Source organism: Ruegeria sp. AL11, assembly GCF_056540865.1.
The window spans coordinates 287,468-309,504 of the sequence record NZ_JBQFXO010000006.1 but is presented as its reverse complement, the minus strand read 5'-3'; the positions used below and the strand labels follow the sequence as shown (position 1 = coordinate 309,504).

The 22,037-nt window shown below is 60.5% G+C and carries 20 protein-coding genes and 1 pseudogene; 8 read left to right on the top strand and 13 right to left on the bottom strand.

What is annotated here, in order from left to right:
* The first annotated feature begins 22 nt into the window (after positions 1–22).
* From ACR0IP_RS12230 to ACR0IP_RS12220, 3 genes are all read left to right on the top strand, one after another.
* The gene (locus ACR0IP_RS12230) at positions 23–2,842 is read left to right on the top strand and encodes a molybdopterin oxidoreductase family protein (RefSeq protein WP_480525782.1); all 2,820 of its coding nucleotides are present in this window, start codon (positions 23–25) and stop codon (positions 2,840–2,842) included.
* A 103-nt stretch (positions 2,843–2,945) separates the two neighbouring features.
* Complete coding sequence (locus ACR0IP_RS12225) at positions 2,946–3,695, top strand: 4Fe-4S dicluster domain-containing protein (RefSeq protein ID WP_480525781.1); 750 nt, start codon at positions 2,946–2,948, stop codon at positions 3,693–3,695.
* The gene (locus ACR0IP_RS12220; RefSeq protein ID WP_480525779.1) at positions 3,695–4,582 is read left to right on the top strand and encodes a dimethyl sulfoxide reductase anchor subunit family protein; all 888 of its coding nucleotides are present in this window, start codon (positions 3,695–3,697) and stop codon (positions 4,580–4,582) included. Before ACR0IP_RS12225 ends, ACR0IP_RS12220 begins: the two co-directional genes overlap by 1 nt.
* 71 nt (positions 4,583–4,653) lie before the next feature.
* Here ACR0IP_RS12220 and dapA read toward each other — a convergent pair whose 3' ends face one another.
* Positions 4,654–5,526, bottom strand: coding sequence for a 4-hydroxy-tetrahydrodipicolinate synthase (gene dapA, locus ACR0IP_RS12215; protein ID WP_480525777.1), 873 nt, complete (start codon positions 5,524–5,526; stop codon positions 4,654–4,656).
* A 134-nt stretch (positions 5,527–5,660) separates the two neighbouring features.
* Here dapA and ACR0IP_RS12210 point away from each other — a divergent pair, with 134 nt between their 5' ends.
* Positions 5,661–7,634 (top strand): lytic transglycosylase domain-containing protein, encoded by a 1,974-nt coding sequence (locus ACR0IP_RS12210; protein WP_480525775.1) that lies wholly within the window; start codon positions 5,661–5,663, stop codon positions 7,632–7,634.
* Here ACR0IP_RS12210 and ACR0IP_RS12205 read toward each other — a convergent pair.
* The gene (locus ACR0IP_RS12205) at positions 7,608–8,477 is read right to left on the bottom strand and encodes a DMT family transporter (RefSeq protein WP_480525774.1); all 870 of its coding nucleotides are present in this window, start codon (positions 8,475–8,477) and stop codon (positions 7,608–7,610) included. The genes ACR0IP_RS12210 and ACR0IP_RS12205 overlap by 27 nt on opposite strands.
* The gene (gene mnmC2, locus ACR0IP_RS12200; protein WP_480525772.1) at positions 8,474–9,139 is read right to left on the bottom strand and encodes a tRNA (5-methylaminomethyl-2-thiouridine)(34)-methyltransferase MnmC2; all 666 of its coding nucleotides are present in this window, start codon (positions 9,137–9,139) and stop codon (positions 8,474–8,476) included. The genes ACR0IP_RS12205 and mnmC2 overlap by 4 nt, the downstream gene beginning before the upstream one ends.
* Before the next feature lie 55 nt (positions 9,140–9,194).
* Here mnmC2 and ACR0IP_RS12195 point away from each other — a divergent pair, with 55 nt between their 5' ends.
* Positions 9,195–10,229, top strand: a complete 1,035-nt coding sequence (locus ACR0IP_RS12195; RefSeq protein ID WP_480525770.1) for an NAD(P)/FAD-dependent oxidoreductase — start codon at positions 9,195–9,197, stop codon at positions 10,227–10,229.
* On the opposite strand, the gene ACR0IP_RS12190 is transcribed toward ACR0IP_RS12195, so the two are convergent.
* From ACR0IP_RS12190 to ACR0IP_RS12175, 4 genes are all read right to left on the bottom strand, one after another.
* A complete protein-coding gene (locus tag ACR0IP_RS12190; protein WP_480525768.1) occupies positions 10,221–11,015 on the bottom strand; it encodes an HTD2 family dehydratase in 795 nt (264 codons plus the stop codon). The two genes, ACR0IP_RS12195 and ACR0IP_RS12190, sit on opposite strands and share 9 nt — an antisense overlap.
* Positions 11,016–11,026: 11 nt before the next feature.
* Positions 11,027–11,572 carry an NADPH-dependent FMN reductase gene (locus ACR0IP_RS12185; protein ID WP_170552461.1) on the bottom strand — a complete coding sequence of 182 codons (546 nt, stop codon included), beginning with the start codon at positions 11,570–11,572 and terminating at the stop codon, positions 11,027–11,029.
* Between the two features lie 126 nt (positions 11,573–11,698).
* Positions 11,699–12,370 (bottom strand): YiaD family glycine zipper/OmpA-like lipoprotein, encoded by a 672-nt coding sequence (locus ACR0IP_RS12180; protein WP_170375492.1) that lies wholly within the window; start codon positions 12,368–12,370, stop codon positions 11,699–11,701.
* A 126-nt stretch (positions 12,371–12,496) separates the two neighbouring features.
* Positions 12,497–13,189 carry a helix-turn-helix transcriptional regulator gene (locus tag ACR0IP_RS12175; RefSeq protein WP_170375494.1) on the bottom strand — a complete coding sequence of 231 codons (693 nt, stop codon included), beginning with the start codon at positions 13,187–13,189 and terminating at the stop codon, positions 12,497–12,499.
* Positions 13,190–13,298: 109 nt separating this feature from the next.
* Between ACR0IP_RS12175 and ACR0IP_RS12170 the strand changes: the two genes are divergently transcribed.
* Complete coding sequence (locus ACR0IP_RS12170; RefSeq protein ID WP_170375523.1) at positions 13,299–13,490, top strand: hypothetical protein; 192 nt, start codon at positions 13,299–13,301, stop codon at positions 13,488–13,490.
* Between the two features lie 2 nt (positions 13,491–13,492).
* On the opposite strand, the gene ACR0IP_RS12165 is transcribed toward ACR0IP_RS12170, so the two are convergent.
* Entirely contained in the window at positions 13,493–14,140 is a 648-nt protein-coding gene (locus ACR0IP_RS12165; protein WP_170375525.1) for an RluA family pseudouridine synthase, read from the bottom strand.
* A gap of 96 nt (positions 14,141–14,236) precedes the next feature.
* Between ACR0IP_RS12165 and ACR0IP_RS12160 the strand changes: the two genes are divergently transcribed.
* Positions 14,237–14,647: a nuclear transport factor 2 family protein gene (locus ACR0IP_RS12160; RefSeq protein ID WP_480525764.1), complete on the top strand. Its 411-nt coding sequence runs from the start codon at positions 14,237–14,239 to the stop codon at positions 14,645–14,647.
* Positions 14,648–14,649: 2 nt separating this feature from the next.
* Entirely contained in the window at positions 14,650–15,360 is a 711-nt protein-coding gene (locus ACR0IP_RS12155; protein WP_170690653.1) for an SGNH/GDSL hydrolase family protein, read from the top strand.
* Here ACR0IP_RS12155 and rarD read toward each other — a convergent pair.
* From rarD to ACR0IP_RS12130, 5 genes and pseudogenes are all read right to left on the bottom strand, one after another.
* Positions 15,351–16,256, bottom strand: a pseudogene (gene rarD, locus ACR0IP_RS12150) (EamA family transporter RarD). The gene ACR0IP_RS12155 and the pseudogene rarD overlap by 10 nt on opposite strands.
* A 252-nt stretch (positions 16,257–16,508) precedes the next feature.
* Positions 16,509–18,962 (bottom strand): GcvT family protein, encoded by a 2,454-nt coding sequence (locus ACR0IP_RS12145; RefSeq protein ID WP_480525762.1) that lies wholly within the window; start codon positions 18,960–18,962, stop codon positions 16,509–16,511.
* 89 nt (positions 18,963–19,051) lie between these two features.
* A complete protein-coding gene (locus ACR0IP_RS12140) occupies positions 19,052–20,035 on the bottom strand; it encodes a GlxA family transcriptional regulator (RefSeq protein WP_480525760.1) in 984 nt (327 codons plus the stop codon).
* Between the two features lie 17 nt (positions 20,036–20,052).
* Entirely contained in the window at positions 20,053–20,946 is an 894-nt protein-coding gene (locus ACR0IP_RS12135) for a homocysteine S-methyltransferase family protein (protein WP_170375535.1), read from the bottom strand.
* 12 nt (positions 20,947–20,958) lie between these two features.
* Positions 20,959–22,011, bottom strand: coding sequence for an alcohol dehydrogenase family protein (locus ACR0IP_RS12130; protein ID WP_170690658.1), 1,053 nt, complete (start codon positions 22,009–22,011; stop codon positions 20,959–20,961).
* Positions 22,012–22,037 lie beyond the last annotated feature (26 nt).

The following is a 22,037-nucleotide window of genomic DNA, read 5'->3' as shown; positions in this document are numbered from 1 at the left end:
CGCCCCGACATAAGGACGCCAGATGACAATCCAGCAACCGAAGATCGACACCAGCCCGAAAGTCTCGGACGAGATCCGGCGCACCACCTGTTATATGTGCGCCTGTCGCTGCGGCATCAATGTTCACATGAAGGACGGAAAGGTTGCCTATATCGAGGGCAACCGTGACCACCCGGTCAACAAAGGCGTGCTTTGCGCCAAGGGCAGCGCCGGGATCATGCAGGTCAACGCGCCCTCACGCCTGCGCAAACCGCTGCGCCGGGTCGGTCCACGCGGCTCGGGTGAGTTCCGCGAGATCGAGTGGGCCGAGGCGATCAGCACCGCCGTCGGTTGGCTGAACGAGCTGCACGAGACCGCGCCGCACAAGCTGGCCTTCTTCACCGGTCGCGATCAAAGCCAAAGCTTCACCAGCTTCTGGGCGCAGAATTTTGGTACGCCCAACTATGCGGCCCATGGCGGCTTTTGCTCGGTCAACATGGCAGCGGGCGGCATTTACACGATGGGCGGCGCGTTTTGGGAGTTCGGCCAGCCCGATTGGGACCACACCAAGCTGTTCATGCTGTTCGGTGTGGCCGAGGACCACGACAGCAATCCAATCAAGATGGGCATCGGCAAGATCAAGGCGCGCGGCGCGCGGGTGATCGGGGTGAATCCGATCCGCTCAGGCTATAACGCGGTAGCTGACGATTGGGTCGGGATCACGCCGGGCACCGATGGGCTGTTCATCCTGTCGCTGATCCATGTGCTGATGAAGGCTGGCAAGATCGACCTCGACTACCTTGCCCGCTACACAAACGCGCCGGTTCTGGTGAATGCTTCTGATGGCCCGGAAAAGGGTCTGTTTCTGCGCGATGCCGACGGAAAGCCTTTGGTGATCGACCGTGTTACCGGTGACCCGACCGCCTTTGACAAGCCCGGCGTGCGCCCGGATCTGTCCGCCACCTACGACAAGGATGGCGTAACTCACCGCCCGGTCTTCCATCAGATGGCCGAGAAATACCTCTCGGACAATCACGCCCCCGAAAATGTGGCCGAGCGCTGCGGCATACCGGCCCAGAAAATCCGCGCCATTGCCGCCGAAATCGCCCGCGTCGCCTTTGATGAGGCCATCGAGCTCGACCAGGAATGGACCGATTTCCGCGGCGAAAAACACAGCAAAATGACGGGCCGCCCGGTCAGCTTCCACGCCATGCGGGGGATCTCGGCCCATGCCAACGGCTTCCAGACCTGTCGCGCGCTGCATGTGCTGCAGATCCTGCTGGGTACGGTCGAGGTCCCCGGCGGCTTCCGCTTCAAACCGCCCTACCCCAAACCCGTCGAGGCGCACCCGACGCCACACGGAGACCGCCGCCCGGGCCGCCCGCTGGAAGGCCCTCACCTTGGCTTCCCGCGCGGCCCCGAAGATCTGCTGCTAGACGAAGACGGCACTGCTCAGCGTATCGACAAAGCCTTTACATGGGAAAACCCGATGTCGGCCCACGGGCTGATGCATATGGTGATCTCGAACGCCGCCGCAGGCGATCCCTACAAGATCGACACGTTGTTCATGTATATGGCTAATATGTCGTGGAACTCCTCCATGAACACCAAAGGTGTGATGGAGATGCTGTCGGCCAAGACCGAAGATGGCAAATACGTCATCCCGCATATCATCTACTCGGATGCCTATTCATCGGAAATGGTCGCTTATGCCGACCTGATCCTACCAGATACCACCTATCTGGAACGGCACGACTGTATCTCGCTGCTGGATCGCCCGATCTGCGAGGCCGACGCCGCTGCTGATGCGATTCGCTGGCCAGTGGTCGAACCCGACCGTGACGTGCGCGGGTTCCAATCGGTGCTGATTCAACTCGCCAACCGCATGAGCCTGCCGGGCTTCACCAACGAAGACGGCACACCCAAGTGGAAGGACTATGCCGACTATATCGTCAATCACCAGCGCAAGCCGGGCATCGGCCCTCTGGCCGGGTTCCGTGGCGAAGATGGCACCAAAGAAGGTCGCGGAGAGATCAACCCGGACCAACTGAACCGCTATATCGACAACGGAGGCTTCTACGTCGCGCATATCCCCGCAGGTGCGGATTACTACAAACCGTGGAATACCGCCTATCAGGACTGGGCCGTTGGAATGGGCCTCTACGACAGCCCGCAGCCCTACCTGTTTCAGCTGTACTCGGAGCCAATGCGCAAATTCCAATTGGCCGCCGAAGGACACGGACCGAGCCAGCCCCCCGACCACCTGCGACAACGCATCAAAGACGCCATGGACCCTCTACCCATTTGGTACGAGACCGACCAGCAGGGCAACGAGGGCTTCACCGTCAACGCCCTGACTCAGCGCCCCATGGCGATGTATCACAGCTGGGGCACCCAAAACGCCTGGCTAAGGCAACTTCACGGGCGCAACCCGCTTTACGTCCCCACCAAGTTGATGCGCGAACACGGGCTGCAAGACGGCGACTGGGCCAAAGTCACCTCTCCTCACGGCGAGATCACCGTGCCCGTGATGGAAATGGCCGCGCTGAATGAAAACACCGTCTGGACCTGGAACGCTATCGGCAAGCGCAAAGGCGCATGGGCGCTGCAAGAGGACGCACCCGAGGCCACCCAGGGTTTCCTGCTCAACCATCTGATCCACGAATTGCTACCACCTAAGGGCGACGGTATGCGATGGGCCAACTCGGACCCGATCACCGGCCAGGCCGCGTGGTTCGACCTGAAAGTCAGGATCGAAAAAGCCGCCCCTCCAGCGGATACCGAAAGCCAACCCGAATTTGCCCCAATCAATTCCCCCGTCGGCACCGGCCCAAAGGATATCGCGTGGAAGGTAGGCAAATGATCCAATCTTCATCTGGCCAAAAATATCTCGGGGGTGAATTGAGCCTACGGCTCAAGAGGGGGCTGGCCCCCTGCCCCGCCTACCAAAGCCGAGGTTCCTTGACATGACGCAACTCCCCGCATCCACAGACCGCAAAATGGGCCTCGTCATCGACCTCGACACCTGTGTCGGCTGCCACGCCTGTGTGATTTCCTGCAAAGGCTGGAACACCGAAAACTACGGCGCACCCTTGTCTGATCAGGATGCCTATGGAGGCAACCCCTCGGGCACATTCCTGAACCGAGTCCACTCCTACGAGGTCACTCCGGCCGAGGGCCCCGCCCAACTGGTTCACTTCCCCAAATCCTGCCTGCATTGCGAAGACGCACCCTGCGTCACGGTCTGCCCAACCGGGGCCAGCTACAAACGCGTCGAGGATGGGATCGTGCTGGTCAACGAAAGCGACTGCATCGGCTGCGGCCTCTGCGCCTGGTCTTGCCCCTATGGCGCGCGGGAAATGGACATCGCCGAGGGCGTGATGAAGAAATGCACCCTCTGCGTCGATCGCATCTACAACGAAAACCTGCCCGAAGTGGATCGGGTGCCGTCCTGCGTCCGCACCTGCCCAGCCGGCGCTCGACATTTCGGGGACCTCGGCGATCCTAACAGCGACGTCAGCAAGCTGGTCGCTGAACGGGACGGCATGGACCTGATGCCAGAAATGGGCACCAAACCTGTCAACAAATACCTACCGCCCAGACCCAAGGATCAGATCGAGGACCAGATCGACATTCTGGCCCCACTGCTGGCCCCCGTCGCGGAAGAGCCCAAAGGGTTCCTCGGCTGGCTAGACAAAACTCTGGAGAAGCTCTGATGCATCCGGCGCCTTCCGTTATCATCTTCACCACCTTGTCCGGCCTCGGCTTTGGGCTGCTGTTCTTCCTTGGTCTCGGAATGCCAGACGTTACGGGCTGGGTCGCCTTTGTCTTTTTCCTGATTGCCTATGGGTTGGCCGTCGGCGGATTGCTGGCGTCAACCTTTCACCTCGGTCACCCAGAGCGTGCTTGGAAGGCGTTAACGCAATGGCGCTCTAGCTGGCTCAGCCGCGAGGGCTGGTGCGCGGTGATCGCACTAGTCCTGATGGGCTTGTTCGCAATCGGTTCAGTTTTCATGGGCGAACGCTGGAGTCTTTTGGGTTGGCTCGGCGCGTTGTTCTCGCTCGCCACGGTGTTCACCACGTCGATGATCTACACCCAGCTCAAGACGATCCCCCGTTGGAACATGAAACTGACACCGGCCATGTTCCTCAGCTTCAGCCTGGCCGGAGGGGCGTTGATGGCCGGTCAAACCTCGGTCGCGCTGCCTTTGCTGTTGATCGCCGCTCTGGTGCAGATTCTGTATTGGCGTCAGGGGGACAAGGCGCTTGCCAGCTCGGGGACTGACCTTGGGACAGCGACAGGATTGGGTCAGCGCGGGTCGGTGCGTGCGTTTGAGCCTCCGCATACCGGAACCAACTACTTGCTACGAGAGTTCGTCCACGTGGTTGGCCGCAAACATGCCGAGAAGCTGCGGATCATCTCGTTCCTGTTGGCCTTTGCGCTGCCCTTCGTGTTCATCGCGATCCCGTTAGAAGGGCTCGCGCTAAAACACCTGCTTGCGCTGCTGGCAGTGGTTTCTCACCTGGCAGGGGTTGCTGCGTCACGCTGGCTGTTCTTCGCGCAGGCGGAGCATGTGGTTGGGCTCTACTACGGCAAACGTTGAGCACCTTTGCAGCAAACGAAAAAGGGCGGCGCTCGATATTCGAGGCCGCCCTTTTCATTAGAACGTCTAATTTAGATCAGACCTGCATGCGCCATCGCGGCTTCGACCGCAGTCTTGGTGCTGTCTTCAAGTTCAGTCAGAGGTGAGCGAACTTCGGTGCTGCACAGGCCCAGTTTACTCAGCGCGTATTTAGCGCCGACTAGGCCGGGCTCGATGAAGATCGCTTCGTGCAGAGGCATCAGGCGATCCTGATAGTCCAGAGCCTTGGCGTAGTCGCCCGCCAGCGTGGCCTGTTGGAACTCGGCGCAAAGTTTCGGAGCCACGTTGGCCGTGACCGAAATACAGCCTACCCCGCCATGCGCGTTGAAGCCCAGCGCGGTGGCGTCTTCGCCCGACAGCTGACAGAAGTCGGCGCCACAGCTTGCGCGCTGCTGGCTGACGCGCGCCAGATCGCCCGTCGCGTCTTTGACACCGACAATCCGTGGCAGTTTTGCCAGTTCACCCATGGTCGCGGGGGTCATGTCGATGACCGAACGGCCCGGGATGTTGTAGATGATGATCTGAATCTCGGCGCAATCGTGCAGAGCGCGGAAATGGGCCAACAGGCCATTTTGTGTCGGCTTGTTGTAGTAGGGTGTGACCACTAGTGCCGCATCGGCCCCGACATTCTTGGCAAACTGGACGAATCGAACTGCCTCGACCGTGTTGTTTGAACCTGCGCCCGCAATCACCGGCACCCGACCCGCAGCAGCTTTGACCACTTCGGCCACAACGGTTTCGTGTTCCTCATGGCTCAGCGTCGGGCTTTCACCAGTGGTGCCTACGGGAACCAGACCGGTCGAGCCTTCCTTTATCTGCCATTCTACCAAGTGTTTGAGCGTATCCAGGTCCAACTCGCCGTTGCTGAACGGGGTGACGAGGGCTGGCATTGAGCCTTTGAACATGGGTCGCGCTCCTTGAATTGCGGTTGCAGTATTTGCGCCATCCTCGCTCACGTTTTTGGCTTTGTGAGTTGATACTGGCGGCGCAAGGTTTATCCTGAATGGCTCTATCCTCGGTTGGTTGGGAAATGCAAGGGATGACACGCGTTCTGGCCTTTTTGGCAACAGTGATTCTGTGTTTTGGGATGCAGGCAAGCGCTGCGCGGGCCGATGCTGCCGGTGATCTGCGCGCCGGGCTGGCCGAAATGCGCAAAGGCGACTGGAACGAAGCCCTAGCGGTTTCTGGCGCACGCGGCTCGGTTACCCGTGACATCATCGTGTGGCATTGGCTGCGAGAGGGCTTTGGCAGCTCAGGCGATGTGCTTGTGTTTCTTGAGCGCCGCCCCGACTGGCCCGGACTGGCCTGGTTGCGCCGCAAGAGCGAGCCGTCCTTTGCCGGGGCTGATCCGGATCGGGTGATAAACTTCTACGCCGATCGGCCGCCGCAAACCGCCGAAGGCGCGCTGAACTATGCCGTTGCCCTAAAAGCCAAGGGCCGAATTGGGGACGCCGAGGCGGATATCGTAACAGCCTGGCGCACCATGCCCATGGGGTCGGGCTTGCAAAAGGATTATCTTGAGAATTTCGGCAAGTTGCTAAAACCGCACCACACTGCGCGGCTGGATCGGATGTTGTGGGACAATCATCTGGTCAGCGCCGGGCGTATGCTGCCTCTGGTCAGCGCCGATCAGCGCAAGCTGGCGGAAGCCCGAATTGCCCTGCAAAAACGCGAACCGGGCGTGGACGGCAAGATTTCTGCCGTACCCAAGGCTCTGGCAGGGTCTCCGGGGTTGGCGTTTGATCGCTTTGTCTGGCGCGACAAGAAAGAACTGGACGACAGCGCCATTGATTTGATGTTGGCGCGCTCGACCGGTCCGGACGCCCTAGGTGAACCGGACAAATGGGCCGAAGGGCGACGCCGACTGGCCCGGCTTGAGATGCGGCAGGGCAGTGCGGCCCGTGCCTATGAGGTTGCCGCCAATCACCACATGACGCCAGAGATGGGTTATGGATACGCCGATCTGGAATGGCTGGCCGGGTTTCTGGCTTTGCGAAAGTTGAACGACCCCGCGACGGCGGTTCGGCATTTCCAAAACTTCGAAGGCGCAGTGAAGTCTCCGATATCACGTGGCCGCGCCGGCTATTGGCTGGGTCGCGCTTACGCGGAACAAGGGGATTCCGAGAAAGCATATGACGCTTATGCAATGGGTGCAGATTATCAGACGTCTTTCTACGGCATTCTGGCAGCCGAACAGATCGGGCGGCCGTTTGACAGCACCCTCGCCAACCCGCCCCGCGCCGCGCATTGGCGACAAGCCGAATTTGCGAACTCCAGCGTTTTGGAGGCCGGTCTGCTGCTGTTGAAAGCTGGGGAGGATAACCTCTCCGAACGGTTTCTGACCCATCTGGTCGAAAGCCTTGATACAGCGCAAGCCAATCAACTGGGCGATCTGGTCATCGAGTTGAAAGAGCCGCATCTGGCCGTGATGATCGCCAAACGCGCCGCGACCACGGGAACGGTTCTGCCCGCAGCCTATTACCCAGTGCATCCGGTCGCAGATATCGGCCTGCCAATGGCTAAAGAGATGACCTTGGCCATCGCCCGCCGTGAAAGCGAATTTGATCCGGTGGTGATCAGTGGCGCAGGCGCGCGCGGCTTGATGCAGGTGATGCCAGCGACCGCCAAACTGGTCGCGCAGGAGTTGGGGATACTAAGCGGACATAAGACTGGTCGGCTGACCGCGGACTGGGAGTATAATGCCAAGTTAGGGGCCAACTACCTGTCCAGCCTTGCGGCGGATTTCAACGGCAATGTGGTCATGATGGCCGCCGGGTATAACGCCGGACCGCGGCGGCCGATCTCATGGATGGAGCGCTACGGAGACCCCCGTGCCGGTGAGGTGGATGTGGTCGACTGGATCGAGACCATCCCCTTCAGCGAAACGCGCAACTATGTGATGCGCGTGACCGAAAGCCTGCCGGTCTACCGCGCGCGATTGGGCAAACCCGCCTTGCCCGTGCCCTTCTCGCAGGAACTGACCGGATCAACCCTTGCGGCGTTCGCGCCATAGTGTGAACAGCCCCGCCGCAACAACCAGCCCTGCGCCGATGACGACCTCGGGGCGGAGGACCTCGTTGAAGATTGCGATGCCAAGGATCGCCACCCAGACCAGATGGAGGTAGGCAAAGGGCTGCACCGCGCTGGCCTCGGCCGCCTCATAGCATTTGATCAGCAACCAATGGCCGAACGCACCGCTAACACAAAGCGTTGCCATCCAGGCCCAATCCGCCTGTGCCATCGGCTCCCAGAACCACATGCCGACCAGCGTCATGGCAACGGCTCCGCTGACGCCGGTCCAGAAAAAGCTTGTGGCGGCGCTGTCTCGGCGCGCGGCATAGCGGGTGAGCAGGGAATAAACCGCAAACAGAAAGGCCGAGATCAGCGGAATGATTGCCCAAGGATTAAACACGCCGACCCCTGGTTGCAGGATGATCAGCACGCCGACGCAGCCAACCCCGATCGCCGTCCAACGCCGCCAACCCACGCTTTCACCCAGAACCGGGCCGCTGAGGGCCGCGACCAGAAGGGGGTAGCAGATGAAGACCGCCATGCTGTTGATCAGACCTAGCTTGGTGAAACCAAAAACAGCGACACAGATCTCAGTCACCAGCAGAACGCCGCGAAAGATCTGGAGTTTCGGCTGATCGGTACGCGCCGCCACCTTCAACCCACCCGTAGCACGGGCCGCCAATGCGATGACAAACGCTGCGAAAAACCAATAGCGGACCATCACCACCATGTAGGTGTTATACGTCCCCGCCAGATGGCGCGAGATCCCGTCCTGCAGGGCAAACACCACCGTCGAGGCGACCATCAGCGCGATCCCGGCCGAGATATTGTTCTGCTGCGTCACGCTTTCACCGCCCGTGTCATATGCCGTTTGCGACCGTAGCCGGGTGCGCGGGTGACCGAGAAACCGGCCTCTTCCAACCCGCGGCGGACAAAGCCTGCTGCGGTGTAGGTGGCCGCGGTGCCGCCCGGTGCCGTGTGATTGGCCACATGCTGCATCAACTCCGCGCCCCAGAGTTCGGGGTTTTTGGCAGGTGAGAAGCCGTCCAGAAACCACGCATCGGCCTTGCCGGTCCAGCCCGGCAGCGCTTGGCGAGCGTCGCCTTCGATCACCTCAAGTTGCAGCGTGTCAAAGTGACAGGACCCGCCGCGCCATTGCGACAGGAAGCGGTCGGCCCAGGGTTGCACCTCGGGGAATGCGGCCAAGGCGCGCGCCATATCCTCGGGGGCCATGGGGAAGGCCTCAAAACTGGTGAAGCGCAGCGGGGTGGTCTGGCCTGTGGCCTCCCACGCGGACCAGACGGTCAGCAGGTTCAGGCCGGTGCCGAAGCCCAGTTCGGCAATATGAAACCCCGGCGCAAAGCGTGCGGGCAGGTCGTTGCCTGACAGAAAGACATGCCGCGTCTCCTCTAACCCGTTCTGCAACGAGAAATAGGGGTCATCGAACTGGTCCGAGACCGGAATCCGGTCCTCTCTCCATGTCAATTCGGCGTGCTGGTCTGCCATCGGGGAATCCTGTAGCTAAGCGGCGCGACACTGAACAAGGAAGAGGGGTTTGGCAATGGTCGATGTGACGGTACGCGGCGCTGGCATTTTTGGCCTATCCATCGCCTGGACCTGCGCCCGGCGCGGCGCGAAGGTGCAGGTTGTCGATCCCTTTGGCCCCGGCGCGGGCTCCAGCGGAGGGTTGGTCGGCGCCCTGGCCCCGCATGTACCCGAGAATTGGAATGCCAAGAAGGCCTTTCAGTTCGACAGCCTGATCATGGCCGAACCCTTTTGGGCACAGGTCGAAACGACCGGAGGGGTCTCAGCCGGCTATGGGCGTTTGGGACGCCTGCAACCGATCATGGATGAGCGCAGCCTGCAGTTGGCGCAACAGCGGCACGTCACAGCGCAAGAGCTGTGGCATGGCTTGGCCGAGTGGCAGGTGCTGTCCACGTCGGAGGCAGGCCAATGGTGCCCGCCCAGCCCGACCGGCTATGTCATTCACGACACCCTGACCGCGCGGATGCACCCGCGCCGGGCCTGTGCCGCGCTGGTTGCGGCGCTCTCGGTCATGGGGGTTGAGGTGGTTGGTGAGGCCCCGGACAAGGGCCATGTTCTGCATGCAACAGGTGTCGCCGGATTGCAGGAGCTCAGCCAAAGCTTCGGGAAAACCGTCGGCAATGGCGTCAAGGGACAGGCGGCATTGCTGCGCTTTGATGCGGGCGCGGTGCCGCAGCTTTTTGCAGATGCGATCCATATCGTGCCGCATGCAGACGGCACGCTTGCCATCGGCTCGACCTCGGAGCGGGACTATGATGATCCAACCAGCACCGACGACGCGCTTGAGGATGTGATCGACCGCGCCACCCGCGCCGTTCCCGTGCTGCACGGAGCCGAGGTGATCGAGCGATGGGCCGGTGTTCGCCCCCGCAGCAAAAGCCGCGCTCCGATGCTGGGCGCGCACCCCTTGCACGACGGTCAGTTCATCGCCAATGGTGGCTTCAAGATAGGCTTCGGTATGGCCCCGAAAGTGGCCGAGGTGATGGCAAGCCTCATTCTGGAAGGTCGCGATGAAATCCCTGAGGACTTCCGGCCCGAAGCGTCACTCTGACTGCACCTCGGCCTGCATGCACTGTCGCCCGTCGGGGCCTCGAACCCACAGCTCCGGCCCGTTGCGGCAGAGTGTGGCCGTCTCGAAGTGTAAAAGCGGCGCGGTTGCCCGGAAAGAGAAACGGGTCAGCGGGCCGGCCACCTCCTCGGCAAACAGCATCAGCAGTTGTGCCAATAGCGGCCCGTGGACAACCAGCCCGCGATACCCTTCGACATCGCGCGCATAGTCCAGATCATAGTGTATCCGGTGGCCGTTGAAGGTAAGCGCGGAATACCGGAACAACAGGGTGCTGTCGAAGCTCACCTCACGTCGGTCTGTTTCGTCACGACGCGCCACGGGCGGCGTTGGCTTCACCTCGTCCAGAGCGGGATCTTCGCGATAGACCAGATCCTGCCATTCGGTGACGCGGAGCGCATCATGCTGCCAGATCTCATGCTTGAGCGTGACAAACCCCAACGGCCCAGTGCGCCCGGTTTTTCGGCTCTGCTTCTCGAGAACGGAATGCCGCTCGGCCTCTGCACCTGCCCGCAGTGGCGTATGGAAATGCAACCGCCCCCCGGCCCACATCCGACGCGGCAGGCCCATGTCCGGGATCAGATCAATCCCGACCCGAGGGTGCCCATCGCGCCCCAGATCAGACGGCGTGCGCGGAGACCAGAAATAAAGCTGATGAAAGAACGGCGGCAACGCAGAACCGTCAGAGATCGTAGGCTCCACCCCCAGCGCAACCTGCAAGGCCGCTGCCCGGGCCGGGTCCATCACATCGCTTTGCCGATCCTCATGCATACCGTATCCGCCTAAAGACGCCCGACCTCAGCCCGCAGTTTTTGCATCAACGCATGTATGGTCTTTTCGTAGCGCTCACTTGTCAGCCGTCCCCCGTCGTCAAACGCGTTGGAGCTGTCGGCCAGATGGACCTCGGGGCCTTGCAGAATGCGCGGTTGGAACGGCACCAAATAGGCGCGAAGGACCATCTGGGCGCGCTCCCCTCCGGCCCGACCCGCCGCGGCGGACATCACCGCAACCGGCTTGTCGGCCCAAGGCTTGCCCGACGTGCGGCTGACCCAGTCCAGAGCATTCTTCAGCACGCCCGACGGCCCCTTGTTGTATTCCGGTGTGGATATAATCACCGCATCCGCTTGCGCGATCTGGTCAGCCAGCGTTTGCACGGCGGCTGGGATGCCCTCACCCTCTTCCAGATCCCCATCATAGAGGGGCAGGTTCAAATCCGCTTCGACAAAGCTGGCAGGATCAAAAAGGCGTGCCGCCTCTCGCAGTAGTTTACGGTTTGTTGCTGACTGACGCAGGGAACCGGACAGGCCAAGAAGGGTCGGTTGGGACATTGCGGGAAACTCCGTTTCAGTGTTTCCCAATAGGTAGACCGAGACGCGCCCGATCCAAACCCCATTTCTTGCACAGATCGTGCGCGCAAAAGGGCAGCCCTAAGACCGCCCGCAATGCACATAGAATTACGAGTTTGCGCTGGGTACGATGACGATCTCGACCCGCCGGTTCTGCGATTTGCCTTCCGGCGTCAGGTTCGAGGCAACCGGGTTGTTTTCACCACGTCCGATGGTGACGATCCGGCTGTAGTTCACACCGTTCGCCTGAAGGACGTCAGCAACCGCATTGGCGCGACGCTCGGACAGGCCTTGGTTGTAGGAGGCCTCGCCATCACTGTCGGTGTGACCGATGATCTGCACGTTCGAGTTCGGATAGTTCACGAGGTTCTGACCAACTCGCACCAGATCGGCGCGCAATGCCGGGCGGACCGTCGCACTGTCAGTGTCGAAGGTGATGTCATTGGGAACGGTCACAATCAACCGGTCGCCCGCGTTGACAATGGTGATCCCATCATTGGCCAGCTGCTGACGCAATTCTGCGGCCTGTTTATCAAGTTGGTTGCCGATCAGGCCTCCGCCAGCCGCGCCGATCGCACCGCCTGCCACCGCGCCCAAAAGAGGGTTCGAATTATTCGCGATTGCGCCGACACCAGCACCAACCAAACCACCCAAAACCGCGCCCTGCTTGGCATTCTGATTCGGATCGGAGGGCAGGTTCAACGTGCCCGGATCGGTACAGGCCGCCAGAGTCATGGCCGAGCATAGCCCGGTTGCCAGAAAAAACTTGGAAATCGTCATAGTATCACCTTCTGCTCGGGCACCCGTTGATCGGGTTTGCCTTGTTGCAGATCAGTATATCACGGCAGCGTTGCGCGGGCTCAAGCAACAAAGCGGTGAAGTCGGCGAATCCCCGCGCATACTTGTTCAGACGGTCTGCGCGGCCGGATCTTTGCCCTCCTGCTCGTTCCACAAATCCCGGAGCGAACTGCCTTGGCCACGGAAACTCTGGCCCGTGTCTTCACAGGCCCAGATACGGTCCGTCCGGAAATGCCGGAACCCGCCCCGCAGCTCGCACCACCCGGCCAGCATCGTGCATTCGATGTGGTAGATCAGAGCCACAGGCCGAATGACCCGTTCCGAGCGTTCGCCCGCACCGTTGACATAGGTGATGCGCAGTTTCTGCTCGGCCCGTATCGCTTCGCGGTAACTGGCCACAGGGATGCATCCTTTCGCGGGATCATCAACCGGCGCACCCCAGGTCGAGACCTGCAGCCAATCGGCAGGACAATGGAGCGCGTCGATCTTGTCACAGATGCGCCGCGCTGCCCGTTGCAGATGACTGTCCCCGGTGCGCGCCAGCATCGACAGCCCGACCCACAGCGCCTCAACCTCTTCGGCGTCGAAATTCAGTGGCGGCAGATCATAGCCGCGCCGCATCAGATAGCCCACGCCTGCCTCGCCCTCGATCGGTGTGCGCTGCGCCTGTAGCTCGGCAATATCGCGGTAGACCGTGCGCGTGGACACCTCGAGCTTTTCGGCCAGTTGATCGGCCGTCACGGGCGCATCTGCGGCCCTGAGCATCTGGATGATTTCGAACAACCGGGTCGAGCGGCTCATGTCGGGGTCTCCTGTCAAACTGCTGACAGCCTAGCACATCCCCCTGACAAGGGGGTGTCAGGAGTGGTGCGCGAGATTGGGTCAGATTTCAAAAAATCGGAGGCCCGATATGCCCAATCTGGACAACCATGTTCTGATGCATCTGAAACTTGAACGCTGGTCGCAGGATCACACCCTTCGCGCCTATGAGATCGAGCGTGAACTAGCCGCAGATCGACACCGCGCACAACCCGCGCGCCGCAAAAGATCGCGTAGGTTTTCTCTCGGGAACCTGAAACTGTTGTGGACCAACGTGGCCTGAACCTAGAAATCCGCCTTGGCACGAAACTTCATCGCAACGCCCCCTTCGGGGCTTTTCAGGCGCAATTCCTCGGAATGCAACATGAGGCGTGGGAAATCGCGCGCTGCGCCTTCGGCGTAAAACGGGTCACCCAGAATCGGGTGGCCCAAGGCCAGCATGTGAACACGCAACTGATGCGAGCGGCCGGTTTTCGGAAACAGACGTACGCGCGTCGTATCACCTTCGTATCTGACAACACGCCAATCGGTGACGGCCTGTTTGCCCGTGTTATGGCACACCATCTGGCGCGGTCGGTTCGGCCAGTCGACGATGAGCGGCAGATCAACCGTGCCCGTCTTGGCCTCCAGCCGCCCCCAAACGCGGGCTATGTAGATTTTACGGGTTTGGCGCTGCTCGAACTGCATGCTCAGATTGCGTTGCGCGTGGGGCGTCTGCGCAAAGACCATCACGCCCGAGGTATCCCGGTCCAACCGATGCACCAACAGGGCCTGCGGAAACACCGCCTGCACGCGGGTCATTAGGCAATCCGCCAAATGCGCACCACGCCCCGGCACCGACAACAAGCCCGAGGGCTTGTTCACCACAATCAGTTGCGCATCTTCATGCAGCACATCCAGCGGTGTCTGGGGGGGATCGTAGGTCTCGCTCATGCCCGCGTGCCTATCCCACAGCGCCACTTCCCGCAACGTCGTCCTTGCGTGCGGCGCGCGTATCGTGAACCGTTGAGGTAAAGAGGGGGAGAGGTCATGCATCCAACAATCGAACGTATGCAAGAGGTTGTCGCCAAAGGGGATGAAGCCCTCATTCACGCGCTTTTGGCCGAGGACGTAAGCTTCATGCCGCCCACATACTACAGCACATGGACCGGCCGCGCGCCGGTTGCCGCGGTGTTGGGCCATGTGGGCAAGGTATTTTCCGACTTCCGCTACCGGCGGATCATGGGAAGCGGCAATGACTGGGCGCTGGAGTTTCAATGCAAGGTCGGAGATCTGGACGCGGTCGGCGTGGACCTCATCACGCTGAACGACGACGGATTGATCCAGCAGTTCGAGGTTGTGATGCGCCCTCACAAGACCATTGGTGCCCTGCGTGAAGCGATGATGGCCCGTTTGATGACCGACCCCCGGTTTCTGGAATTCAAATCCGCCCTAAGCTGATCATGTCAAATCCGCTTGCCGCCGATCAGATTCTGCGTGTGCCCCTGCTGCCGGTTCTGGCAGCTCAGGGCTTGGCTGTGCGCCGAAAGGCCCAGCTGCTGCCGGAACCAATCGGTCCGCGCGAAGGGCGAACCGGCCGAGGGCCACGCTTGCGCCTATTGATCGCGGGCGACAGTTCTGCCGCCGGCGTAGGCGCGGGCACACAGGATCAGGCGCTTTCAGGCCGTTTGGTCAAACACTTGGCGCGGCATCACTCGGTCGAATGGCGGCTCGAGGCGACAACCGGACACACGACACGAGACACGCTTGAGAGGTTGCAAGCGATTGATGGCACATTCGATGCGGTTGTGACAGCGCTCGGCGTAAACGACGTGACCCGAGGCGTGACCTACGCCCGCTTCGTCGAACGGCAAAACCAGTTGGCCAGGATATTGACCCAACGCTTCGGTGCGCGACGCGTTGTGGTGACAGCAGTGCCACAAATGAATCGGTTTCCGTCCCTGCCCCATCCTTTGGCATGGGTATTGGGTCGACAATCCGAGCGCCTGGATCGTGGTCTGCAACAGGTCGTTGCCGCCCATCCGCAACTCCGACACTTGTCGCTGGATTTACCGGATGATCCGGCACTGGCTGCACCGGATGGATACCACCCCAGCCCCAAAACCTACGCGATTTGGGCTGAAAGCGCCGCGCGTCTTCTGCTTCAGGCCTGAGCCCGCGCCTGTCGGATCATCGGGATCGAGTACACCACAAGCGCCGCCCAGATCAGAGGAAAGGCAATCATACGGCCCCGGTCAATCTGTTCTCCGAACACGGCGACTGCGGTGATGAAGATCATGGTGGGCGCGATGTATTGCAGGATGCCCATCGTCGACAGCCTGACGAGTTTGGCCCCGTTGGCATAGACCAGCAAAGGCACCGCCGTCACGACACCAGCGCAGGACAATAGGAACGTATCCGATGCCAACACCCCGAAATGCCCAGTCCCTTGAAACGCCAGCCAGGTCACATAGGCGATCGCCGGGATCAAAAGGATCAGAACCTCAAGCAGAAACCCCTGATTGGGGCCAATCGGCAGAGACCTTTTGAAAAAGGCATAAAACCCCCAACTCACCATCAAACCCAGCGCTGCCCAGGGAAGACGCCCAGCCTCGACCACCAGAACCAAAACGCCCAAAGCTGCCAGACCGACGGCCACCAGTTGCATGCGCGTAAGCGGTTCTCGTAATAACACAGCGCCCAAGGCGATGCTGAACAAAGGGTTGATATAATACCCGAGCGCCGCATCCAACGCATGGCCGGTTGAGATCGCCCAGACGTAGATCGCCCAGTTCACCGAGATCAGCGCCGCCGTCAAAGCCGCCATTCCCAACATCTTGGGATTGCCCAACGCCGCCCTAAGGTCTCGGGTCCGCCCCAGAATGACCAGAAGAAGCCCTGCCACCGGCACCGACCAGATTACCCGATGCGCCACAACCTCGACCGGGCCAATATGGCTAAGCGCTTTCATATAAAGTGGCAGGAAACCCTACATGACATAGGCAGAAACCGCCAGCACAAACCCTTTTGGAGTGTCCGCATTCTGTGAAGGTGAGGAGGCAGTCGCCACGAGAAATCTCCGATAAGTATCGGACCCATTTACGGCAGTTCCGGAAGGGTTGAAAACTCTGAAAACAGTGAAGTCGCACATAACGAATTGTGATGGGTCGACTTCGAAACCGCGCTTTTGAGCGAGGCTCTGCCTCGCGCTCCGGGATATTTTTAGCCAGATGAAGACTGGATCCCCTGCTTCATCTGGCCCTAAATATCCCGGGGGAGTCGCGGCTTGCCGCGGCGGGGGCAGAGCCCCCTGCTCTGCGAGTTAAACTTTCACGCGCTCGGACTTGGGATCATACATCGGCTTCAAAGACGCCTCGGCCTTCACTTTGACACCACAAACGTCGATCTCGTAGCTCGATGCCAGAACACCCGCAGCTTTTTCGCCTTCGCACGGCACATAGCCCAGACCGATAGCACCACCCAGAGTGTGTCCGTAGTTGCCGGAACTCAGGTAGCCGACATACTCTCCATCGCGCACAATTGGTTCGTTGTGGAACAACAGCGGCTCGGCCTCGGTCAGTTTGAACTGCACGAGACGGTTTTTGGGACCAGTCTCTTTGCGCGCAATCACGGCTTCGCGGCCGATGAAGTCACAGCCCTTGTCGACCTTCACGGCAAAACCAAGCCCGGCATCAACCACGTGGTCTTCACAGGTGATGTCATGCCCAAAATGGCGGAAGCCCTTTTCGATGCGGCAGCTGTCCATCATGTGCATTCCGCACAGCTTAAGCCCCATATCCTGCCCGGCTGCGTGCAGCGTCTCAAACGCATGTCCTGCCATGTCAGAAGAGACATAGATCTCCCAACCCAGCTCTCCCACATAGGTGACGCGGTGCGCGCGGGCGAGGCCCATGCCAAGCTCGATCTCTTGCGCGGTACCAAATGGGTTGGCCGCGTTCGAGAAATCGTTGGGCGAGACCTTTTCGAGCAAAGCGCGTGCGTTCGGTCCCATGATGGCCAGAACGCCTTCGCCGGCGGTCACATCTGTGATGACGACGTTGAAGTTGCTCGCATTGCGCTGCATCCATGTTTGATCCGACAGACGGGTCGCGGCTGGCGTGACGACCAGATAGGCGGTCTCGGTCAGGCGGGTCACGGTTACGTCGGCCTCGATCCCGCCAGTGCGGTTCAGGAACTGAGTGTAGACAATCTTGCCATTCGGCACTGAGTAGTCACCACCGCCGATGTAGTTCATGAATGCCTCGGCATCCGGACCTTCAACACGGATTTTCCCGAAGGAGGACATGTCATACATGCCGACATTTTCGCGCACAGCGCGGTGTTCTGCGGCAGAGTTTTCGAACCAGTTTTGACGCTTCCAGCTATACTGGTATTCGCGTTCCTGACCTTCATTGGCGAACCAGTTGGCCCGTTCCCAACCGGCTAGTTCCCCCATGACCGCGCCCTGTTCCAACAGGTGGTGGTGGAACGGAGTTCGCCGCACGCCGCGCGCGGTGGCTTTCTGGCGGTAGGGGAAGTGGTCGGCGTAGAGCAGACCCAACGTCTCTTTCGAGCGCTCGAACAGGTACCGCTTGTTGCCTTGGAACGGCTGCATCCGGCTGATGTCGACATCCCCCAGATCAAACGGCTTCTCACCGCTGTCCATCCATTCGGCCAACGCCATGCCCGCGCCACCGGCCGATTGGATACCAATGGAGTTAAAGCCCGCCGCGACCCAAACGTTGTCCATCTCGGGCGCAAGACCCAAGTGATAGGCGTCATCGGGAGTGAAAGACTCAGGTCCGTTGAAGAAGGTGTGAATCCCGGCTTCGGCCAGCATCGGCATACGGTTCACCGCCGCCTCGAGGATTGGTTCAAAATGGTCGAAATCCTCGGGCAGTTGATCGAATTCGAAGCTGTCGGGGATACCATTCATGCCCCAGGGCTTGGCATTCGGTTCAAACGCGCCTAGGAGGATTTTGCCCGCGTCCTCCTTGTAGTAGGCGCATTCATCCGGGACGCGTAGAACCGGCAGCTGGGTCAGGCCATCGATGCCCTCGGTCACGATGTAGAAATGCTCGCAGGCATGCAGCGGAACGTTCACGCCCGCCATGCGACCCACTTCGTGGCCCCACATCCCAGCGCAATTCACCACCATATCGCATTCGATATGGCCCGAGGCGCTGCCGTCGTCGGCCACCCAGTCGACGCCGGTGACCTTGCGTCCTTGTTTGACGACATCGGTGACCTTCACACGTTCCTTGACAATGCCACCGCGCTGGCGCGCACCTTTGGCCAGTGCCAGCGCGATATTCGCCGGGTCACCCTGCCCGTCCAGCGGCAGATACACAGCCCCTTTGACGTCTTCGATGTTGAGATGCGGATACAGCTCGGCCACGCGCTCGTTCGAGATCTCTTCGACTTCAACGCCAAAGGCGCGGGCCATTGCGGCCTGGCGGTAGATCTCTTCCTTGCGCTCTTCAGTCAGCGCAACGGTGATCGAGCCGCAGCGCTTGAAACCTGTCGCAACTCCGGTTTCTTCTTCGAGCGAGCCATAGAGTTCCTGACTGTACTTCGCCAGCTTGGTCATGTTCGCGGTCGCGCGTAGCTGGGCGATCAGACCAGCCGCATGCCAGGTGGTACCGCTGGTCAGTTGCTTTCGCTCAAGCAACACGACATCTTTCCAGCCCTTCTTGGTCAGGTGATAGGCAACCGAGCATCCGATCACGCCGCCGCCAATGATGACCACGCGGGCCTTGCTGGGAAGATCAACCATAGTGAAGACTCCGTTCGTTCAGGTTTGTCCCTGAATGGCATGAAAAATCGGCGCGGAATCTATCAAAAACGTCATCGTATCCGCAAAAATCATCTCTGCGCGGCTTGTCTCTTTTGTTGGCGCATCACAAAGGGCGTCACGCCGAAAAAACTCCGGTAAACTGATGAGAACCCGTTCGGGAAACCGCAGGCCAAACCTATTTCGCGCACGCTCATGGTGGTATTCAGTAAAAGGTTGTTCGCTTTGGCCAGCCGCATTTCACGATAGAACCCGTTGGGTGTGGTGCCGAAGAACGCTTTGAACTTCCGCTCAAGCGATCGATTCGAGATATTCAGACTGTCCACAAGGTCCTGGATCGGCAAAGGGTCTTCGATGTTGGCCTGCATCAGCTTGATGCACTGATCCAGTTTCTTGTCCCCAGTCGCGGTGTTTTTCGCGCCCGAGAACGGCTGCATCGACGAAAAATCGCGGATATTTTCATGCAGCATGACGTCCGCCACGGTCAATTGCGTGGGCCCCGAGATATGCCGCCCGATCACGACCAGTGCGATATCGGTGGTGGCCCCCATACCTGCACAAGTGACGACTGCGCCGCGCTCGGTTGCGATGGACAGTTTCGCTTCGAACCGTGCACCGCGCTCACGCAGGAATGAGGCGTTTTCCCAATGAGTTGCCAGATCGGCTGTACCCTGCTCGTCGATATACCGGCTTGCCGCCTCGGCCAACAAAAACACCTGCGCGCCGCGATAGGTATAGTTCGACACCACCCGACCCAAAGATAGGTCGGGGTGATCCGGGTCCGAATTGCCGATCACAAACAGATAGGTGGCATCGGGTTGGTTCGGGATGGTTTCGGTCTGGACCGTTGCGTCGCTGCTGCTTTCCACCGGACCGCCACGCAGGGATCGGTAGGTATAGGTGAACGGCGGTGTTGCAGACACCCGATTGGAAATCCGCAGAACATCCACCAGCGACGCGAGTTCCAGCAGCACAAAGCCCGGCGCGACCAGAATGTCGAAATGCACGGGACTGGTCTGACGCGTGTCGGAGGCTGGCGATGGTGTCTCGGACATACCGTTCCCTTGTCGGTTCAGACGATCCGATGACCGGCTGATTCCAGGCGACGCGCGAGGGCCTCGATATGATCCGGGCCGATCTCGCAGCATCCGCCAACGATTGTTGCGCCTTGCTCGACCCAGGCCATCGCGTGGTCGGCATAGGCCTCGGGGCTGAGATCGTGGCGCTGTGCGAGACTATCAACCGTGGGGGCGTCTTGCAAAAACCCCTCGGCGATATGGGTGAAGCCGTTGGCATAGGCGCCGTAGGGCAGCCCCATCCCTGACAATATCTCAAGCCCGGCTGGAACCGCTTCAGGACGGGTGCAGTTGATCAGCACGGCTTGCGGTTTGTAGCGCTCGACCAAGGGAGCAATCTGATCCAACGGCTCACCGGATCGCAGACGCGTTCCGTCCTCATCCATCGGAGACAGGGCCAGCCACACAGGTTTCCCGCAGCCAGCAGTGCCCCTCAGGGCGCCTTCGGCCTCCATCACCGACGAGACGGTTTCGATCAGGATCAGGTCCACACCATCCCCCATAAGCGCGACCAGTTCAGCGAATTTGCGTCCGGCCTCCTCCGGATCAGGCTCGAGATCGGGTCTGTAGGAGGCCAATAGCGGCCCGAGCGCTCCGGCAATGCGCCCGCCATTCCCTGCGCGCGCCAGATCGGCCTGAGACACGGCGGTGTGGATCAATTGCGCCAACTGGTCCTCGATCCCTTCGCGCACAAGGCGCGAGCGGTGGACGGCATAGGTGTTGGTTGTCGCAACTGTGGCCCCGCGCCGGAAGTATTCGGCATGAACCTCGCGCACCAATTCCGGTTGATCCATCATCACCCGCGTCGACCAGAGCGGCGTCGGTTGATTACCGCTGCGATTGACCAGCTCCTGCCCGATCGAGCCATCTAACAGAGTAATTTCGGCCATGTCATAAACTCCTTACGGGATCAGCACCAATTTCCCCGGCAATGCTTTGGATTGGAAATCCTCTTGTGCCTTAGCAATATCCCTTAGGGGATAGGTGCGGGAAATCAAAGGCTTGATCCGACCGGCATTCATCAGCTCAGCCAGACGGCCAAACACCTCAGGCGATTGGTGAGTGCAGCCGTGAATGGTAATATCGCGCAGGTAGATGTCGCGCAGATCGGCCTGCACCATCGGGCCTGCAATCGCACCTGATACAGCGTAGTGCCCGCCGGGTTTCAGGGCCAGCACGAGGCGCGCCCATTTAGGGCCTCCAACCACGTCAATCGCGACGTCGAACATGTCTGCAGGTAACGCAGCATCGCGATCAAAGGTCTCAACCGCGCCTTGGGATTTCACAACCTCGGCCTTGGCGGCACCGGTTATGCCCCAGACGGACGCGCCGCGCAGGCGGGCCAGTTGCACCGCCGCCAGACCGACACCGCCCGAAGCGCCCGTGATCAGCACCTTGTGGCCAGCGGTGACCCCGGCGCGGGTCAAAAGGTTCTCGGCCGTGCCAAAGGCGCAGGGAATGGCCGCGATCTCGGTATCTGACAATGGCGAGGCAGAGACATCGTAGAGATCATTCGCTTCGACCAGACAGTATTGGGCAAAGGCGCCATCAATCTCAGAGCCTAAGGCAATAAACCCCTGTGGATGGCCAGGTCGCGGGCGCGGCAGATTGATCGGGCAGGTCACGCGCTGACCGGGTTGAAACCCTGAACCCGGACCGGCTGCTTCGACAATGCCGCACAGGTCGCCGCCTTGAATTCGAGGGAATTGAAGCGCGCCGCCCCACCCTCCGGCATCGATATCCTGATCGACGTCATCGGTGGCCCCGGTCACGTCCGAAGAGTACCACCCGACCCGCGTATTGATATCGGTGTTGTTGACCCCGGCAGCTGCGACGCGGACCAGAACCTGCCCGGGACCGGGCGTTGGAACGGGAATATCCTCGCGCCACTGCAAAGCCTCCGGCCCGCCGTGATGAGTGAGGTAAACGCCGGACATATGTGCAGGGATCGTCATTTCAGCCTTCCGATTTGGACTTTGGT

Coding starts and splice junctions, on each gene's coding strand:
- ACR0IP_RS12185 (WP_170552461.1), bottom strand. CDS start 11,572: ATGTCCCAACCGACCCTTCTTGGCCTGTCCGGTTCCCTGCGTCAGTCA.
- ACR0IP_RS12140 (WP_480525760.1), bottom strand. CDS start 20,035: ATGTCCGAGACACCATCGCCAGCCTCCGACACGCGTCAGACCAGTCCC.
- ACR0IP_RS12190 (WP_480525768.1), bottom strand. CDS start 11,015: ATGCATGAGGATCGGCAAAGCGATGTGATGGACCCGGCCCGGGCAGCG.
- ACR0IP_RS12195 (WP_480525770.1), top strand. CDS start 9,195: ATGGTCGATGTGACGGTACGCGGCGCTGGCATTTTTGGCCTATCCATC.
- ACR0IP_RS12210 (WP_480525775.1), top strand. CDS start 5,661: ATGACACGCGTTCTGGCCTTTTTGGCAACAGTGATTCTGTGTTTTGGG.
- dapA (WP_480525777.1), bottom strand. CDS start 5,526: ATGTTCAAAGGCTCAATGCCAGCCCTCGTCACCCCGTTCAGCAACGGC.
- ACR0IP_RS12170 (WP_170375523.1), top strand. CDS start 13,299: ATGCCCAATCTGGACAACCATGTTCTGATGCATCTGAAACTTGAACGC.
- mnmC2 (WP_480525772.1), bottom strand. CDS start 9,139: ATGGCAGACCAGCACGCCGAATTGACATGGAGAGAGGACCGGATTCCG.
- ACR0IP_RS12165 (WP_170375525.1), bottom strand. CDS start 14,140: ATGAGCGAGACCTACGATCCCCCCCAGACACCGCTGGATGTGCTGCAT.
- ACR0IP_RS12155 (WP_170690653.1), top strand. CDS start 14,650: ATGTCAAATCCGCTTGCCGCCGATCAGATTCTGCGTGTGCCCCTGCTG.
- ACR0IP_RS12220 (WP_480525779.1), top strand. CDS start 3,695: ATGCATCCGGCGCCTTCCGTTATCATCTTCACCACCTTGTCCGGCCTC.
- ACR0IP_RS12145 (WP_480525762.1), bottom strand. CDS start 18,962: ATGGTTGATCTTCCCAGCAAGGCCCGCGTGGTCATCATTGGCGGCGGC.
- ACR0IP_RS12175 (WP_170375494.1), bottom strand. CDS start 13,189: ATGAGCCGCTCGACCCGGTTGTTCGAAATCATCCAGATGCTCAGGGCC.
- ACR0IP_RS12180 (WP_170375492.1), bottom strand. CDS start 12,370: ATGACGATTTCCAAGTTTTTTCTGGCAACCGGGCTATGCTCGGCCATG.
- ACR0IP_RS12160 (WP_480525764.1), top strand. CDS start 14,237: ATGCATCCAACAATCGAACGTATGCAAGAGGTTGTCGCCAAAGGGGAT.
- ACR0IP_RS12130 (WP_170690658.1), bottom strand. CDS start 22,011: ATGACGATCCCTGCACATATGTCCGGCGTTTACCTCACTCATCACGGC.
- ACR0IP_RS12225 (WP_480525781.1), top strand. CDS start 2,946: ATGACGCAACTCCCCGCATCCACAGACCGCAAAATGGGCCTCGTCATC.
- ACR0IP_RS12230 (WP_480525782.1), top strand. CDS start 23: ATGACAATCCAGCAACCGAAGATCGACACCAGCCCGAAAGTCTCGGAC.
- ACR0IP_RS12135 (WP_170375535.1), bottom strand. CDS start 20,946: ATGGCCGAAATTACTCTGTTAGATGGCTCGATCGGGCAGGAGCTGGTC.